The organism is Pseudanabaena sp. 'Roaring Creek' (assembly GCF_001402795.1).
In the GTDB taxonomy this organism is placed as follows: Bacteria; Cyanobacteriota; Cyanobacteriia; order Pseudanabaenales; family Pseudanabaenaceae; genus Pseudanabaena.
This window is the reverse complement of sequence record NZ_LIRE01000214.1, coordinates 1-18835: the sequence shown is the minus strand read 5'-3', so window position 1 is coordinate 18835 and position 18835 is coordinate 1. Positions and strand designations below refer to the sequence as shown.

Annotated in this window: 13 protein-coding genes; 11 read left to right on the top strand and 2 right to left on the bottom strand. The window is 44.0% G+C overall.

Annotated elements, in window-relative coordinates; all coding sequences use genetic code 11:
* Nucleotides 1–120 precede the first annotated feature (120 nt).
* On the bottom strand, nt 121–1989 hold the full coding sequence (locus AC805_RS07020) for a formylglycine-generating enzyme family protein (RefSeq protein WP_055074752.1): 1869 nt from the start codon (nt 1987–1989) through the stop codon (nt 121–123).
* 128 nt (nt 1990–2117) lie between these two features.
* Here AC805_RS07020 and AC805_RS07015 point away from each other — a divergent pair, with 128 nt between their 5' ends.
* The 10 genes from AC805_RS07015 (at nt 2118) to acsF (ending at nt 15922) form a co-directional block, all read left to right on the top strand.
* Nucleotides 2118–2735: a Uma2 family endonuclease gene (locus tag AC805_RS07015; RefSeq protein ID WP_197278660.1), complete on the top strand. Its 618-nt coding sequence runs from the start codon at nt 2118–2120 to the stop codon at nt 2733–2735.
* 47 nt (nt 2736–2782) lie between these two features.
* Complete coding sequence (gene metH / locus AC805_RS07010; RefSeq protein WP_055074751.1) at nt 2783–6346, top strand: methionine synthase; 3564 nt, start codon at nt 2783–2785, stop codon at nt 6344–6346.
* Nucleotides 6347–6502: 156 nt separating this feature from the next.
* Entirely contained in the window at nt 6503–7606 is a 1104-nt protein-coding gene (locus tag AC805_RS07005; RefSeq protein ID WP_055074750.1) for an ATP/GTP-binding protein, read from the top strand.
* A 3-nt stretch (nt 7607–7609) separates the two neighbouring features.
* The gene (locus tag AC805_RS07000) at nt 7610–8248 is read left to right on the top strand and encodes a DUF3226 domain-containing protein (RefSeq protein WP_055074749.1); all 639 of its coding nucleotides are present in this window, start codon (nt 7610–7612) and stop codon (nt 8246–8248) included.
* A 128-nt stretch (nt 8249–8376) separates the two neighbouring features.
* Nucleotides 8377–9720: a nitrate/sulfonate/bicarbonate ABC transporter ATP-binding protein gene (locus AC805_RS06995; protein WP_055074748.1), complete on the top strand. Its 1344-nt coding sequence runs from the start codon at nt 8377–8379 to the stop codon at nt 9718–9720.
* A 104-nt stretch (nt 9721–9824) separates the two neighbouring features.
* Nucleotides 9825–11555, top strand: a complete 1731-nt coding sequence (locus AC805_RS06990) for an ABC transporter permease subunit (protein WP_055074747.1) — start codon at nt 9825–9827, stop codon at nt 11553–11555.
* 158 nt (nt 11556–11713) lie between these two features.
* Nucleotides 11714–12442, top strand: coding sequence for a heme oxygenase (biliverdin-producing) (locus tag AC805_RS06985; protein WP_055074746.1), 729 nt, complete (start codon nt 11714–11716; stop codon nt 12440–12442).
* A 297-nt stretch (nt 12443–12739) separates the two neighbouring features.
* A complete protein-coding gene (gene hemN / locus AC805_RS06980) occupies nt 12740–14140 on the top strand; it encodes an oxygen-independent coproporphyrinogen III oxidase (RefSeq protein ID WP_055074745.1) in 1401 nt (466 codons plus the stop codon).
* A gap of 48 nt (nt 14141–14188) precedes the next feature.
* On the top strand, nt 14189–14626 hold the full coding sequence (locus AC805_RS06975; protein ID WP_055074744.1) for a bacteriohemerythrin: 438 nt from the start codon (nt 14189–14191) through the stop codon (nt 14624–14626).
* A 219-nt stretch (nt 14627–14845) separates the two neighbouring features.
* Nucleotides 14846–15922, top strand: coding sequence for a magnesium-protoporphyrin IX monomethyl ester (oxidative) cyclase (gene acsF, locus AC805_RS06970; protein WP_055074743.1), 1077 nt, complete (start codon nt 14846–14848; stop codon nt 15920–15922).
* A 120-nt stretch (nt 15923–16042) separates the two neighbouring features.
* Here the strand turns inward: acsF and AC805_RS06965 are convergent, their stop codons facing one another.
* Nucleotides 16043–16465: a gamma-glutamylcyclotransferase gene (locus AC805_RS06965; RefSeq protein ID WP_055074742.1), complete on the bottom strand. Its 423-nt coding sequence runs from the start codon at nt 16463–16465 to the stop codon at nt 16043–16045.
* A gap of 296 nt (nt 16466–16761) precedes the next feature.
* On the opposite strand from AC805_RS06965, the gene AC805_RS06960 reads away from it, so the two are divergent.
* A complete protein-coding gene (locus tag AC805_RS06960; protein WP_197278659.1) occupies nt 16762–18648 on the top strand; it encodes an AAA family ATPase in 1887 nt (628 codons plus the stop codon).
* The last annotated feature ends 187 nt before the right edge of the window (nt 18649–18835 follow it).

The window sequence follows — 18835 nt, the reverse complement described above, 5'->3', positions numbered from 1 at the left end:
CTGAGCGAAGTCGAAGCTGTAGTTTTTATTTAAATTATCTATAAAAAAATTTGATCGCCAAAGGCGAAATAGGGAATACAGAGGGCAAGAGGGAAAAAGAGCAAAGGGTAAACGAAGTCCTCACGAAGAAGAAACGAGAAGAACCCGAAAACCAACGCCGTTGCACTGAAAAAGCGCGCCGTACCTGCCGCGAAAGGCAGCACGACAGTACCTCGCAAGGAAGTCCCAAGAACCGCCGCGCAGCAGGCGAGAACGATTATCATTATTGTCTACATTAAGATCGCCCCATGCTAGATTTCCCTGTTTCTTGAGATTTTCTGGTTTATCAGCGTAGCTACCGTGCCACTCGTCTAAACACCATTCCCAGACATTGCCGCTCATGTCATAAATATCAAGCTCATTAGCCTTTTTCTGCCCCACTGGATGGGTTACGCTGCCGCTATTATCGGTGTACCAAGCCACCTCACCTAGATTCCTGCTACCCGCATAGGTAAAGCCTTTGCTTTGATTCGCACCTCTCGCCGCATATTCCCATTCCGCCTCGGTGGGCAGTCTTACCTCCCGCCCCGTTTGCTGCGATAGCTTGAGACAAAAAGCTCTAGCTTCATGCCAAGACACTCCCACAACGGGCTGCAAATCCCCTTGAAACTTTTTGTCGTAATTTGCTGAGCCTTTGGTTTTCATCAACGATCGCCATTGGGCATTAGTAACAGTATATTTACCGATGAGAAATTCCTTTAGCTGCACCTCATGAATGGGTTTCTCAGAGTCATATTCATTGCTCCCCATTTTAAACTTGCCTGCGCTAACTCTCACTAGCTCTAGGTTAATGCCATTACCAAGATCTAGGGTGAGGCTATCTTCAGAGGTATAAATATCAAGTTTTAGATCTGGCTCATTGATGGCGATCGCAGGTATATCAATTTCTGTAACTGCTTCTAGTTTTAAATCTAAAAACTCGCGAATATTTGCCAAACAATCAGAAATTGTTACTCCCTTACCAGTTCCCATCATCTGAGCATCAAAATCTGCCTGCGATCGCACATTACCCATTTGCTCTAGCGCATCCTGAAGCCGATCTTTTTTCATTTCACCAGTTGCGAGGAAATTGGCAATACGCTGGGATTCGCGATCGGACTCGATACTGCGAAACTGTTGGGCTTCTAGCAAATTAGCAATATTCTGAATCTCATCCATCGCTTTAGAGAGTTCTTTGTCTACTTTGGAGACATTAGTCAATAAATCTTGAAAACTGCCCATAAACGGCTTCATGTATTCTTCAAAATTGAGGGCAATATCTACAAATTCCGCAGTTTTAGCTTGCAGCGCATTAATTTCTAATTGCAGTTCATAAAGCTCCTTTTGCGATCTAATTTCTTCAAGTACCTGTGCTAATAACTGTTTTTGCGAATCTTGATCGCTAGCAATGCGTTTGAGGCTCTCACTCATCAAATCTAACTTTTTGAGCATTAGTACCGCCGCATAACCCGTTGATTTGGCAATATCAAACAGTTGTGATTGCATATTCCCCAGCATTGCTAAAACTTGCGGATTGGGGTTGGCTTTCTGACGTTCTTGCTGTTCTTTGAGCAGTCGCTTGGTTTCTTTTTCGGCGATCGCCTTGCAATTTTCGCCAATAGTTTCCTTAATTTCCTTTGCTAATTCCTGAAAGAATTTTTGATAGTCGTATTGATGATGTTTGAGAACCAGCACCATTTGGTCATAATTTTGAACGATCGCATTTAGTTCTTGATAGCGCTCCTCAAACGTGAGTGGCTTAAGGGTTTTATGTTCAATGATCTTTTTACTAAATATTCCCCGTTGTTCTTCCTTTCTGACAACTAATTTACCCTTAGTTAAATGCTCATTGCGCTGACGAATCTGCTTTTGTAATTGATCGAGCTTGCCTCCCGACAAAGCTGGCAAGCGATAGGTTTTCTTATAAATCTTGATCTCGCGTTTGCCATCGTTGCTATTGTTATTGGTCATAATTGAGCAGTTAACGATTATTTACTGCTTATTATCATACAAATTTGTTAACAGGCTATAGCTCACGCTTAGCTAGCTCTTAACTAGCTCATTTAACTGCTCAATCAAGACAGGAATATCCATTATAATTGCATCATAACAAGGCGATCGCGATAAATCTCAATAAATCTATGGTGGCACTTCCCAAACCTACTCTAATTGCTGTAGAAGAATATCTACAAACCGAACCTCAAAGCGAAGTTAAACGGGAATATATTAGAGGTAAAATCTATGCAATGGCAGGCGCAAGCGATAATCATGTCACAATCACCAATAATGCTGTGGCTTTATTGATTAACTTTGTCCGTCAAAAAGGTTGTCGGCTATATTCCACAGATATGAAACTGGAGATACCCCATCAAAAGGTCTTCTACTATCCTGATTTATTCGTCACCTGTGATTCCCGCGATCGTATCCCTAATGATCGCAAGCAATTTCCCAAACTGATTATCGAAGTACTTTCTCCGTCATCTACAGCAAGTCGCGATCGTGGTGAAAAATTTGCTGAATATCGCCAGATTGAAACATTGCAAGAATATGTTTTGATCGAGCAGAGTTCTATCCAAATAGATGTTTTTCGGCGTAATGCTGAGAATCGATGGGAACTATTTCCCTTCGGTCAAGGGGAAGTAGTGGAATTTGCAAGTTTAGGATTTCAAGCAGCGATCGAGCAGTTTTATGAAGACGTTCTGCTTGATATAGTTTGATATAATGGGCATCTAGAGTCACTTTGTTAGCTTAGGGTATAGATCAAATGACCAGCCTGTTTCTGGAACGTCTTCACAGCAGCGATCGCCCCGTCATTGTCTTTGATGGTGCGATGGGTACAAATTTACAAGTCCAAAACCTCACCGCCGAAGACTTTGGCGGCGCAGAGTATGAGGGCTGCAACGAGTATCTGGTGATGACGAAACCTGAAGCAGTGGCGACAGTGCATCGCGACTTTTTGGCAGCGGGAGCCGATGTGATCGAGACGGATACCTTTGGCGGTACGTCGATCGTTTTGAATGAATATAATTTGGGGCATTTAGCCTACGAACTCAGCAAAAAAGCAACAGAGTTAGCCAAGTCCGTAGCTGCCGAATTTTCCACCCCAGAGAAACCCCGTTTTGTGGCGGGCTCGATCGGTCCAACCACCAAGTTGCCGACTCTGCTGCATATTGATTTCGATACGATGAAACAGTCCTTTATCGAGCAGATTGAAGGGCTGTACGATGGCGGCGCGGATTTATTATTAATTGAAACCTGTCAGGATGTCCTGCAAATTAAGGTCGCGCTCAATGCGATCGCTGAATTTTTTGACAAGAAAACCGCCGTGGGCAAACCTCGTATTCCTGTCATGGTTTCGGTGACGATGGAAACCACAGGCACAATGCTCGTCGGCTCCGACATTTCCGCAGTCGTGACCATCCTCGAACCCTATCCCATCGACATCTTAGGGCTGAACTGCGCGACAGGTCCCGACCTGATGAAGGAGCATATCCAGTATTTAAGCGCCCATTCTCCCTTTGTGGTGTCCTGTGTACCCAATGCAGGCTTACCTGAAAACGTTGGTGGACAAGCCTTTTATCGCCTCACTCCCGACGATCTGAAGGGACATCTATCTCACTTTGTCGAAAATTTAGGCGTGCAGATTATCGGTGGTTGCTGTGGCACGCGCCCCTCTCACATCAAGGCTTTAGCCGATGCTGCCAAAACTCTCAAACCGAAAAAGCGCGAACCCCTCGTCGTGCCTTCGGCGGCTTCCATTTATAGCTCTCAGCCCTATATTCAAGACAATTCTTTCCTAATTGTCGGGGAGCGATTAAATGCCAGTGGCTCTAAGAAGACTCGCGATCTCCTCAATGCAGAGGATTGGGATGGGCTGGTGGCGATCGCGCGATCGCAAGTTAAGGAAGGCGCACATATTCTCGATGTTAACGTGGACTATGTGGGACGCGATGGCGTGCGGGATATGCACGAACTAGTATCGCGTCTCGTCACTAACGTGACTTTGCCGCTCATGCTCGATTCCACTGAATGGGAAAAGATGGAAGCAGGGTTAAAGGTGGCGGGTGGTAAATGCATTCTCAACTCCACTAACTATGAGGATGGTGAGGAACGCTTCTGCAAAGTCGTGAGTCTCGCCAAGCAATATGGCGCGGGAATCGTCATCGGTACGATCGATGAAGAGGGCATGGCAAGAACTGCCGACAAAAAGTTCCAAATTGCTTCCCGCGCCTATAAGCAAGCTACGGAAGAATTAGGAATGCCCGCTAGTGAGATCTTCTTTGATACGCTCGCTCTACCCATTTCCACAGGGATCGAAGAGGATCGCCAGAATGCCGCCGCCACGATTGAATCCATTCGCCGCATTAAGGAAGCAATGCCCGAAACCCATATTTTGCTTGGGGTTTCCAATGTTTCCTTTGGTTTAAATCCTGCTTCTCGGATTGTTCTTAACTCCGTCTTCTTGCATGAAGCGATGAAAGTCGGTATGGATTCATCGATTGTCCATGCTAGCAAGATCGTGCCGCTTAACCGCATTCCTGAAAGAGAACTAGAAGTAGCCCGTCAACTCATCTTCGATCAGCGTCAATTCGATGGTGATATCTGTACCTACGATCCCCTTGGGGAATTTACAAAGCTCTTTGAAGGAGTTTCCGCCAAGCGTATTAAAGTCGTTGACGATAATCTCTCCATTGAAGAAAAGCTCAAAAATCATATTATTGATGGCGATCGCATTGGTTTAGATGATGCGCTCACTGAAGCTCTGAAAATCTATGAGCCGCTCGTAATTATCAATCAATTCCTGCTCGAGGGTATGAAAGTTGTGGGTGAACTCTTCGGCTCAGGACAGATGCAACTTCCCTTTGTGCTGCAATCTGCCGAAACCATGAAATCGGCAGTTGCTTTCCTAGAGAAGTTCATGGAAAAAGCCGAAGGTTCCAATAAAGGCGTATTCCTGATCGCGACGGTAAAGGGCGATGTCCATGATATTGGCAAAAACCTCGTCGATATTATTCTCTCCAATAATGGCTACAAAGTTGTCAATATCGGCATCAAGCAATCGGTAGAGAATATCATTCAAGCCTATGAAGAATGCAAAGCTGACTGTATTGCCATGAGCGGCTTGTTGGTCAAATCCACCGCCTTCATGAAAGACAACTTGCAGGAATTTAACAATCGCGGCATCACTGTTCCCGTCATTCTCGGCGGTGCAGCGCTCACGCCTAAATTTGTGTATAACGATTGTCAGAATGTTTATAATGGCAAAGTTATCTATGGTAAAGATGCCTTCTCTGACCTCAACTTCATGGACAAATATATGCCCGCCAAGGCTGAGGGCAAATGGGAAGATGGTAAAGGCTTCTTAGATGAGAATCTAGCCCTTGATGAAGTAGCGGAGACTGCTGAAAGTACGACCACTGCGGCTGAGGATAAGGCGAAAAAAGAGGTGGCGCTTGCGGAACGGTATTTAGATATTGGTCGTTCTGATGCAGTTGCTACCGATATCTCCCGTCCTACGCCTCCATTCTGGGGAACGAAGATTCTCCAAGGTGCAGATATTCCCATTGAGGATCTATTCTGGAATCTCGATTTGCAAGCACTTTTTGCAGGTCAATGGCAATTCCGTAAGCCCCAAGGACAATCTCGCGAGGAATATGACCAATTTTTGCTGGAAACCGTTTATCCAATTCTGCATACATGGAAGGAACGCATCATTAATGAGAAACTATTAGCACCAACCTCAGTCTACGGCTATTTCCCCATCCTAGCGGAAGGAAATACGGTCTATGTTTACGATCCTCAAGATATCGACAATATCAAGAATGCTGAGCCAATCAACTCCTTTGTGTTCCCTCGCCAAAAGTCCCAGCGTCGTCTCTGTATTGCCGATTTCTTCTCACCCAAGGAATCAGGAATCATTGATGTCTTGCCCTTGCAAGCTGTCACCGTGGGACATATTGCCACTGAATTTGCTCAGGGACTATTCAAGGCGAATCAATATACCGATTACCTCTATTTTCATGGTCTAGCGGTGCAGATGGCGGAAGCAGTGGCGGAATGGACTCATACACGCATTCGTCATGAACTTGGCTTTGGTGGTGAAGATCCCGATAATATCCGCGATATTCTCGCTCAGCGCTATCATGGCTCTCGCTATAGTTTCGGCTATCCCGCCTGTCCAAATATGCAGGATCAGTACAAGCTTCTCGATCTGCTCGATGCTAAGCGTGTTGGTTTAGAAATGGATGAGAGCGAACAACTCTATCCCGAACAGTCAACCACTGCGTTGATTGTCCATCATCCTGTAGCTAAGTACTTCAGTGCTTAAATGGATTAAAAGTTAAAATTAGGAAGTATTAATTATTTGTAGGATGCGTTAGTGTAACGTAACGCATCTATACAGTTAAAGAAAGTTCAAAGATGATGGGTTACGCGATCGCTAACCCATCCTACATATAATTATTTTTCTGCCTAGTAACCAATTATGCTAAAGTCCCTCAAAATAGAAAGTTTCCGTTGTTTCCTATCTTTTGAGATGCAACAACTTGGTAGATTAAATCTCATTGTTGGCACTAATAATAGTGGTAAGACTTCTATTTTAGAAGCACTTCAATTACTTCTAAATAAATCACCTAATTTTGAAGTATTAAGTGATGTTGTGATTAATCGAAGTGAGTATCTTGATAAAGAAGAGGATCGAGATAAAGACTTGGTAATTCGCCATCTTTTTTGTGGACATGAAATTGAGATCGGTAGTAACCTTTTAATTACTGGGAAAGATGATATTAATGATGTAAGAAAAGAAATCACTATTTCTATAGACTATAAGGAAATCAGCGAAGATTCTTACTTGCCAATGTTGTACATCAAAAGAACTAATTATATTAAGAATTTGACAAATCCAGATTGGTATTTGGCAGAAGAATCTAAAATAGAACTCTCATTGTCTAAAGATGGGAATGTATCGCTTAAATCATTGCAAGATGCTAGGAAGAGCTTAGCAGAGCAGCCTTCATACGTCCAATTTATAAACTCATCATCATTAAGTAATGAAAAAGCGATTGATTTATTTGAAATGATAGTACTGACACCAGAAGAAGATCTTGTTACACAAGCTATGCAAATTGTTGAACCTCGAATAAAGAGAATTGCAACGCTTACTTCTGGGAAGCATAAATATAAAGGAGCACGTAGCGGCTTTGTTATGCAGCTTGCTAATGAAAATCAACGTATCCCAATTGGTAGCATGGGTGATGGAATGTGGCGAATGCTAGGACTTGCTTTAGCGATTGTAAATGCGAAAGATGGAGTTTTATTGGTGGATGAAATTGATACGGGGCTACACTTTACAGTAATGGCTGATATGTGGAAAATGCTCTGGGAAACTGCAAAACGCCTTAATGTGCAGATTTTTGCGACGACTCATAGCAATGATTGCTGGAAGAGTTTAGCGGATATTGCCAATGCTGAAAACCCTAGTGAAGATGGAATTACCATTCATCGAGTTGAGAAAGGGAAACCTCACAGTATTGTCTTTACTGAAGATGAAATTGCGATCGCTGCTGAAGAAGGGATCGAGGTGCGCTAGGTCATGAGTACAAAAACAAGGCTATTGCTTGTGGAAGGAGATGACGATAAACGGGTAATCCCTGAGTTAATTGAAAAAAATGGGGTGATATGGACTCTAGATGATCCTCTCATTCCTCATATTCATTCATGTGGAGGATATGCCAAATTATTAAATCAGCTTAAAACTCGCTTAAAAGAGTCTTCTCTATCTCAACTTGGAGTAATTATTGATGCAGATGACAACCCTCTTGGTCGTTGGGAAAGCATCAGAAATCGATGTCAAGCCAGTATTCCAAATTTGCCCAAAGAATTGCCTGAAGATGGCTTAATTTGCGAAGTCACAAAAGAGCTTAAATTTGGAGTTTGGTTGATGCCTGACAATTTTCAGCGAGGGATGTTAGAGACTTTTTTAGCCTATATGATTCCTGACGATAGTGAACCACTATGGCAATTTGCTCAATCGTCAGTCCAAGAAGCAATAAACAGGGGAGCGAAACTGGCAGAAGTACAATATGACAAAGCCAATATTTACACTTGGCTCGCTTGGCAAGATCCCCCAGGACGACAATTACATCAAGCGGTTAAAGAAACGGTGCTTGATCCCAAACATCCCAATGCTCAGAAATTTGTGAAATGGTTTAGGGATTTGTATGGGCTGTAAGCGGTAAGTCTAAACGCAAGTAGTTCTAAGTAGTTCTAATTATGCTCCCTATTAGCTGATAATGTATTGGGTTGGGTAGCGAAAACTTCCCTATCTATGTAGCTTAGAATACCTGCACAGATAATATTATGGTTCAAAACGTCGAAAAAAATAGCTTTATAGCTTTAGAGAATCTTGGGAAGTCTTACTTACAACCCAATGGGCAGACTATATCTATTATTGAAAATATTAACTGCCAGTTGCAAGTCGGTGAAATTATTGCATTGCTGGGGCCATCAGGCTCTGGCAAATCAACACTGATGCGGATGATTGCAGGCTTGATTTCACCTTCTAGCGGCAAAGTATTGTATTACAATCGCCAATTGATGGGTTTAAATCCTGGAGTAGCGATCGTCTTTCAAAATTTTGCCCTTTACCCTTGGTTAACCGTTCTTGAAAATGTGGAACTAGGCTTAAAAGCTAAAGGTGAGGCAAAGGACACGCGCATCCAAAAAGCCCTTCGTATGATCGACGTAATCGGCTTAGATGGCTTTGAAAATGCTTATCCAAAGGAACTCTCTGGTGGAATGCGGCAGAGGGTTGGTTTTGCGAGAGCTTTGGCGGTAGAGCCCGAACTTTTATGTATGGATGAACCGTTCTCAGCTTTAGATGTACTGACTGCCGAGAACTTACGATTTGAATTGCTCGATTTGTGGTTAGAAAAGCGCATTCCTACTAAATCAATTTTAATCGTGACCCACGGGATCGAAGAGGCGGTGACCCTAGCCGATCGCGTTATTGTGTTAGGTCGTAATCCAGGGCGGATTCGCGCCGATTTACCGATTAAGTTGCCCCATTATCGCGATCGCAAGAGTCCAGAGTTTCAGGCCTTAGTCGATCAGGTTTATAAAATTCTGACTAATCCCGATCTCCCAGACAGTTCATCCCAAGCTGCAACCACAACTTCTACGCCCAAGCCACCTGCTTCACCGAAATATCAATCTTTACCCCATGTACGCATTGGTTCGGTTGCTGGTTTGCTGGAACTTCTAGAAGGAAGGCAGGAAAAAGATTTATATCGCCTTGCTCAAGAACTTTTATTGGAAGTTGATGACTTATTACCAATTGTTGAAGCTAGTAAGTTAATGGATCTAGTCGCGATCACTGAAGGTGACATTCAACTAGCGCCGAGGGGTGAGAAATTCATTAACAGTAGTATTGACGAGCGAAAAGCAATCATTCGTGAATCGCTTCAGCAACACATTCGTCTAGTACAACAAATTTGTCAGCTATTGCAAGCCAAACGCAATCATCGAATTTCTGAGGAATTGGTACTTGACATTCTAGAAAATTATTTCACCAATAAAGAAGCGCAACGGCAGCTCAGAACGGCGATGGATTGGGGACGCTATGCGGAGCTATATAGCTATGACGAACCATCGGGTGAAATCTTTATTGAAGAGAGTGTAACTGAATCTGAAGAGTCTGAATAGAACTCAATCAATTTATCTATCCAGCCTTATCTATCCAGCCTTATCTATCCAGCCTTATCTATCTAGCCTTATCTATCTAGCCCATTTTTTAGTCAGGATTGCTTATGTATCAACCCACTATCGATCCCAAGGCAGAATTTCGTTCGCGTTGGAGTATTGGCGATGTTTTACTACCCTTAGCGATTATCTCCTTGATCTTCATTATCGTTCAGACTGCCAGTAAATTTACGGGCACTTACGATAGTGACTATGTCATTAATCTATCACTTTCATTTTTACCAACCTATGCTTTGCAAACCTTAGTGCGAATGCTGGCTGCCTATGGTTTGTCACTGGTTTTTACCTTGGTTTATGCCTATGTAGCCTATCGGTCAGCGGCATGGGCAAAAGTACTGGTTCCATTACTAGATATTCTTCAGTCTATTCCCGTCCTATCATTTTTGCCTGCGGTAGTCCTTGCTTTGGTTGGTCTATTTCCTGGACAAAGATTGGGGATCGAGCTAGCATCGATTTTACTCATCTTCACGGGGATGACTTGGAATATGACCTTCAGCTTTTATCAATCCCTAAATAGCATTCCTCAAGAACTAATTGAAGCCAGTCAAGTTTATCGCCTCTCGGCTTGGCAGCGGTTTTGGACTTTGGAATTGCCTTCAGGGGTAGTGGGTTTGGTTTGGAATAGTGTGATGTCAGTGGCGGGGGGATGGTTCTTTTTGATGCAAACGGAATCTTTTACCCTCTCCGATCGCAACTTTACGCTTCCAGGATTGGGTGCATTTCTCAAAGCTGCCGCAGATAAAGGTGACAATTGGGCAATTTTTTGGGGGATTATCGTTCTCATCGGCATTATTACGATTATCGATTATGTGATTTGGCGACCAATGATTGCTTGGGCAGAAAAGTTTAAGTATGAGACCGTTGAGGCAACCCAAGTGCCAGAATCACGGATATTAGACTTTCTGAGGCGATCGCCTACGATGCGAATCGTCAGCGAACGTTTATTTGTACCTGTTTCTGAGGCTTTTAATCGCGGATTTAGTGGTAAAGTGCAAAGTTCTCCGAGCGCTAACCATAGGAATTCTAAATGGATGAATTGGTTAAATTGGATTTTATTAGGAGCAGTAGGATTTTTGGTTTTAGGTGGAACCTTAGAAGCGATACTGTTGCTTAGTAAAATGCCCTTGAGTTCTTGGCAACAGGTGATTCTCGGAGCCGCATTTACTTCCATTCGTGTATTAGTGGTACTGATTCTCTCCCTCCTGATTACGGTTCCTATTGGCGTAACGATCGGTCGGAGTCCAAAACTAGCTCAATTTTTGCAACCAATTGTTCAGATTGCGGCTTCAGTTCCTGCGACGGCTCTATTCCCAATTCTATTATTGGGATTAGCAAATTTTGGTGGTGGTTTGGATGTTGGAGCTGTCATTCTGATGACCTTAGGAAGTATGTGGTATATCCTGTTCAATGTAATTGCAGGGGCGCAAGCCATTCCTTCAGAACTATTTGAGGCGGCAAGGGTTTACAAACTCTCATCATTAGAGCGCTGGCGAACGTTGATTTTGCCAGGAATTTTCCCGTACTTGGTGACTGGGATTATTACAGCGGTTGGAGGTGCATGGAATGCCAGTATTGCTGGAGAATATATTAAATTCCAAGGTAAGATCCTGACAGCAACGGGGCTGGGATCGACGATTACTCAGGCTTCTGATGTGGGAGATTTTCCGCTTCTATTGGCTTCCACTATTGTGATGTCGCTACTGGTGGTCACCACTAATCGTCTAGTATGGCGACCTCTCTATCGCTTGGCACAGGTGAAATATCAACTGATCGTTTAGGTGATCGCTCAAATCCAAGAAGAAAATGTATTGCATTCTCTTCTTGGATTTGAGCGCAAAGCGCTGTAGCTCTTTCGTTACGATACAAAACTTTGCTTGACATTATATATAGGTATAAGAATTAGGATGCAGGCATGAAGTTAAGTAAGTAAATGCCGATGACTAGTTACCTAGCTACCCGTCTGCGCGAAGGCACAAAACAATCGCATACTGCTGCCGAGAATACTGCATTTATGAAGTGCTTTTTAAAGGGGATTGTCGAAGTCGTTCCCTTTAGAAAACTATTAGCTAATCTTTATCTCGTATATAGTGTGCTGGAAGCAGAGTTAAAACGCCATTTGCATCATCCGATCGTCGGTCAAATGTGCTTCCTCGAACTCGATCGCCAGTCGAGCTTAGAACGGGATTTGACCTTTTATTATGGCGAAGACTGGCGATCGCAAATTGTTCCATTGGCGGCTGGACAGGTTTATGTTGATCGCATTCTTGAACTCTCCCAGACCGATCCTGCCTGTTTAATTGCCCATTCCTACACGCGTTACATGGGCGATCTTTCGGGTGGGCAAGCTTTGAAACATATTATCCGTTCGGCTCTGGATTTACCAAGCGATCGCGGTACGGATTTCTATGAGTTCGAGCAATTGCCAAGTATTGAGGCAAAGAGAACTTTTAAAGAGAAGTATCGCCAAACTTTAGACGATCTTTCTGTGGATGAGGAAACGATCTTGAGAATTGTTGCCGAGGCAAACTACGCCTTTACGCTCAATCGGAATGTCGTCAACGAGTTAGAAGCCGATCTCCGAGCCGTACTCGATCCCCATATCTTTGAACTACTCACCAAGCAGGATCGGGTCGGTAGCACCGAGCGTCACAGCCATGCGGCTTGAGACAAATTAGCGAAAACAACCCCCTTAAGCTTTCGAGATTCTCACAATGGCATTGCCATTTTTAAGATTGGCATAACCAATATCGCAATCCTAAATGGTTTGTGGAAGTGCCCCCAACGGGCGCTTCCACAAACCCAAAAATCTACAAATGATTTAGGACTGCTACTCCCTTCCCAGTAAAAAATTAGACATTGTGGCGCTTCGCGCCGCAATGCTAATTCTTGGTTTTGTATGTCTATTTCTGTGGTGGGAAGGGAGTATATAAAAAATAGTAGAAAAAATATAGAGATTGAGTTGATGAGCAAATTATCGCAAACAGTTAAATTCGAGCTTAATTTATTACATAAATACAATCAACCCGTGCCCCGATATACCAGCTATCCACCTGCAACGGAACTCAGCGAAGATTTTAATTCCCTTGATTTTCGGGGCGCGATCTCCTTGGGGAATTTACAAAACACCCCCCTATCCCTCTATGCCCATATTCCCTTTTGTGACGCTCCCTGCTACTTCTGTGGCTGCAATACCGTAATTAGTTCGCGTAAGGAAATTGCGGAGCCTTATTTAGATTACCTCACGCGCCACATTGCCCAAGTTGCCGCTACGGTAAATCGCGATCGCCTCGTCCAGCAAATGCATTGGGGCGGCGGTACGCCCAATTATTTTTCCTTTGAGCAAGTGGAACGTTTGTGGGATTGTTTGCACAGTCATTTTACCTTTGCCCAAGATGCGGAAATATCTATTGAAGTCAATCCGCGATCGCTAACTAAGGAATATTTGCAAGGATTAAGGAAACTGGGTTTTAATCGCATTAGTTTCGGTATCCAAGATTTTAATCCCCAAGTGCAAGAAGCGGTTAATCGCATTCAGCCCGAAACTATGCTTTTTGAGGGAATGCAATGGATGCGTGAGGTCGGCTTTGAAGGGGTGAATGTCGATCTGATCTATGGATTGCCCTATCAAACCTTAGAGACATTCCATGAAACCTTAGAAAAAACGATCGCCCTCGATCCCGATCGCATTGCCGTATTTAATTTTGCCTATGTGCCTTGGTTGAAGCCCTTACAAAAGAAGAAGATTGCCCCAGAGACCTTGCCTTCTCCCGAATATAAACTGCAAATCATGGAAATGACGATTGAAGTTTTAACCCGTCATGGTTATGTATTCATCGGTATGGATCACTTTGCCAAACCCGATGATGAATTGGCGATCGCTCAACGGGAAGGAAATCTGCATCGGAATTTTCAGGGTTATACTACCAAACCTGAGTCCGACCTCCTTGGCTTTGGCATGACTTCGATCAGTATGCTGCAAAATGTTTATACCCAGAATCACAAGGGAATACAGGACTTTTATAAAGCGATCGATGCAGGGAAACTACCCATTGAACGTGGAGTCACCCTCAATGCCGATGATATCTTGCGCCGTTCCATCATTATGGAATTAATGTGTCAATTTGAACTATCCCAGCAAGAGATTGAAGCAAAATATCACTTAACCTGCGATCGCGATTTTGATAAATACTTCGCACCAGAACGTTTGAAGCTGCGCCAGTTAGAGGCTGATGGCTTAATTGAATTGAGACAGGATCGGATTGAAGTTAAACCTGCGGGAAGATTGCTCATCCGTAATATCGCCTCGGTATTCGATCGCTATCTCACTAAAAACGAGCAGGGTAAATTCTCGCAATCGATTTAAATCGGTAACCCTAAAATCTCCATTTCCCCTATTCCCTCACGCAAGTCCATGACTACTACTTTAACGAACCCGATCGCTTGTTGGCAAGAGAAATACCTCACTGGTAATCTACAGGTTGACAGACAGCATCAGCAAATCTTTGAGATTGTGAATGCACTCCATGAGGCAGTAGTTGCGCGGGAAAGTATTTATCGATTGCAAGAGTTGCTGGAATATCTGGCAACTCACACCATCGAACATTTCCAATCGGAAGAGGCGCTAATGATGGCAATGGACTATCCCGACTACGATCGCCATAAACAAAACCACGATCGTCTACTCTCTGTCGTTGATAGTTTATTACTGCAAATGCGCGATTGCCACACGGTAACCATCACCACCGACATCACTCAATTTCTCACCGACTGGTTGGCACACCATATCAAAGGCGAAGACAGAAAAATGATTCATTTTCTCCAAAAAAGTGCTGTAATACCGATTCACTGAAGTGAGCCAACACTTCAGTGAATTAAGTAGTTCGGCATGATTAAAGCCCAAAGCCAGAAAGCGTACCGCCCGCTTAGCAGGCGGTACGCTCCTCTAGGTTTTAAGTTTACTCTTAGCTACTTAAAAAACAAACCCAATAAGGTTTTGCGATTTCCAAAATGACAACTATGAAAATCTTGATCGCAAATTAATACTTTAATACTTTTATAATTTAATACTATGGTTTCCATTCAATCTCGCCCTGAACCTGAACTTCTGCGCGATGGCATTAAGGTTCCTGTCAAAGAAACGCTACTAACACCAAGGTTTTACACCACGGATTATGATGCTGTCGCCAAAATGGATATCTCTTCCCAGCAGGCTGAACTAGAAGCCGTGGTAGAAGAACTGCGCACGGATTACAATCGCTATCACTACAAACGCGATGATGAGTTCTTGCAGTCTTGGGAACATATCGATGGTGAAACTCGCGCGGCTTTTATTGATTTTCTTGAACGCTCTTGCACCTCTGAGTTTTCGGGCTTTCTTCTGTTTAAAGAGCTATCGCGTCAACTTAGCGATCGCAGCCCTCTCTTAGCGGAAGCCTTTAACTTGATGGCAAGGGATGAAGCTCGCCATGCGGGTTTTCTCAATAAGGCGATGAAGGATTTCCATCTGTCGCTGGATTTGGTCAATATGACCAAGAAGCGGAGTTATACCTTTTTTAAACCTGAATGGGTGATCTATTCTGTCTACTTGTCAGAAAAAATTGGCTACTGGCGCTATATTCTTGTTCACTATCATTTACAGGAGCATCCAGAAAATCAGTTCTATCCTCTCTTTAAATATTTTGAAAGTTGGTGCCAAGATGAGAATCGTCATGGCGATTTCTTTAAGGTTTTATTGCGATCGCAACCAGCGCTATGGGGGACATGGAAAGCGAAACTATGGGCGCGTTTCTTTTTATTAACAGTATTTGCCACCCATACTATCACCGTATTTGAACGGGCGGATTTTTATAAATCCATTGGCTTAGATGCGCGTGAATATAACAAGCAAGTGGTCATTAACACCAACAATACCGCCATTAGTGCGTTTCCTGCGGTACTGGATACCAGTCATCCCGAATTTTTCCCTAGATTAGAGAAATGTGTTGATTACAATTTTAAGCTGATGGCAATTGATAATAGCGATCGCCCCCAATGGATTAAAAAACTCCAAAAGATACCGCTCTTCCTTGCGATTTTCTGGCAGTTGCTATTGGTATATCTGCTCAAGCCTATTGACGCTGAGTCACAAAGGGGTAAAGTTCGTTAGAAAAAGCGGCGCTATGCGCCGCAGTCTCTTCACTTAGGACAACTCAAACCCCAAGAATTGACTGGCGGCGCTATGCGCTGCCAGTCAATTCTTGGGGTTTACACTTGGCGACTGCTATCATTACCCGCCAGTCCAACATCCATTAAGTTGAGGGACACCGCCAAACTTGGTGATTTGCTCCAAGGTCATGAAATATGCCCATGCCGAGGTGAGCAAATTTCCTTCTAAATCAAAAGCTTCTATCTCATAGCGATTATAGGCATTCTCAGAGGCATTACGATCGCTTTGATAATCTTCTAGATCGTCAAGGGATTCTAAGATGCTAGCCTCCGCGAAGGAAAGTAAGTAACCATGAATTTGCCGATCACCCAAAATCATCGCAGGATAACCCATCGGCAAAGAAAACAATTCCCCATAGGCGATCGCCTGTTGTTCAGCGATCGTTTTTCCTGCACAATATTGAGCATAATTCTCTTCATTGGGTTTGAGAGTGCCATAGACAAAAACATGGCATAGTTTGGGAATTGAAATATCTGCTGTCATTGTGCTGCCTTAAAAATTGTCGCGTTTGTAGCTCTTGTAGCCACCCAGTAAGAGTTTTTAAAGCTCAAAATGGCTACGCCATTTTGAGCTTTAAAAACTCTTACTGGGTTTGGTTTTGAATTCACAAAAGCGTTGTCACACTTTTGTGAATTGGTATAAAGCCAAAACTTGCTTCTACTTTATGCTGATGCGATCGCCCCTCAATCAGCATTAAAATCAACGCTAACATAGAATATAGTCACCTCGCCCAAAATCATCAAGAGATCGATCGTCTAGATCGATAGGAAATAGCATCGATGAGCAATGATAGAGATAGTTTTAAGGACAAATTTGCTTTTAAGGTAGAGGGTTTAGAATCTTTAGTGGATGATGTCAAGCAGTTACTAAACCTCGATCAACTCATCGATCTTGCTCAAAAACTAGAAGAAAAGCAGCAATCTGGCGAAATTCGCACAGAAGTAAACGTCACCTCTCGTCCGCTATCCAACATTCCCCGACGTGGTAATATTCCCCGCTCTCGCGTTACTACCGTATCGGGTAGCGATCGCGAAGTTGCTTCTCCCGATATCGTTAAGCCCGCAAAGGATAGCCCCACCAACGAAAAGCCGCAAGCGATCGCTGAATTAGTCGGTGGTTTAGGCGATATTTTAGCGCAGCTTCGGGATCTGGTCGAAATCCCTCTCAAACGTCCTGATATTTTGGCTAAGTTGGGATTAGACGCACCCAAGGGCGTTTTATTAGTTGGTTCCTCAGGCACGGGCAAAACCCTAACTGCGCGATCGCTAGCCCATACCTTGGGCGTAAATTACATGGCGATCGTCGCGCCAGAAATCCTTAGCAAATACTATGGTGAAGCAGAAACTCGCTTGCGCCAAATTTTTGAAAAAGCCGTCAAGTCTTCTCCCTGTTTAATTTTCATTGATGAAATCGATGCCCTCGTTCCCAATCGAGCAAATGTGGAAGGAGAGGTGGAAAAGCGCTTAGTGGCTCAGTTGTTGGGCTTAATGGATGGGTTTGCCGAAACCAAGGGGGTAATTGTGTTAGCGGCAACCAATCGCCCCGATGCGATCGATCCTGCTCTCCGCCGTTCGGGAAGATTCGATCGCGAGATCGTTTTTCCTGTACCCGATCGCTCTGCGCGTCGCGAGATTCTCTCCATCCATACGCGATCGATGCCTTTGACTGGGGATGTTGATTTAGATGATATTGCGGATCGTGCTCATGGTTATGTGGGCGCGGATATTAAGGGACTCTGCCAAGCCGCTGCAACTAATGCTTTGCGGCGGCAGGTAGCTAGTCTTACGGAAATTCCCGATCGTCTAGATGTCGATCGCGAAGATTTTGAGGTGGCGCTGAAACAAATCAAACCTGCGGTCTTGCGATCGCTGCAAATTCAGGTTCCTAAAGTCCAATGGTCGGAAATTGGCGGACTCGCGAAGGTAAAGCAAACTCTGCAAGAAGCTGTAGCAGGGGCTTTAGTCGATCCCGCCCTATATGCCCATACCCGTGCTAAGGCGACCCGTGGGGTACTGCTCTATGGTCCTCCTGGAACGGGCAAAACCTTGCTCGCCAAAGCGATCGCCACCCAAGCGCAAGCAAATTTTATTGCCGTTGCAGGTTCGGAACTATTGACTAAATGGGTAGGAGCTTCCGAGCAAGCGATCAGACAGTTATTTGCCCAAGCCCGTCAAGCCTCTCCCTGTGTAATTTTTATTGATGAAATCGATACCCTTGCACCCGCTAGAGGTAGCTATCAAGGCGATAGTGGAGTGAGCGATCGCGTCATCGGTCAGTTACTCACAGAACTCGATGGCTTGCAATCAACGGAAGGGTTATTGGTGATTGCGGCAACCAATCGGCGCGATTTTATCGATCCCGCCCTGCTGCGATCGGGACGCATCGAACTGCATCTGCTGGTAGACCTACCCGATCCCGATAGCCGTAGTTCCATTTTGGCTGTGCATAATCGCGATCGCCCCCTAGCCGCTAGTCTCGATCTCCAATTTTGGGCAGAAAAGACTGAGAACTGGAATGGAGCCGATCTAGCCTTTCTTAGTAATCGGGCGGCGATCTTTGCGATACGTCGCCATCAACGCAGTGCTGTGAGTTTGTTAGCAGATTTACAGATTACACAGGAAGATTTTGAGCAGGCTTTTGCCGAATTAATATCCCAGCGCAATTAATCACGCATAAAACTCAAAAGCCAAGTGACAGCGCTTTGCGCTGCCACTTGGCTTTTGAGTTATCTCTTACATTGCTATAAGTATAGTTGTTTTAAATAACTTGTAGACGGGCTTCGACTTCGCTCAGCCCTCGGTGTAAGCTAGCTGAGCGAAGTCGAAGCTGTAGTTTTTATTTGAATTATCTATA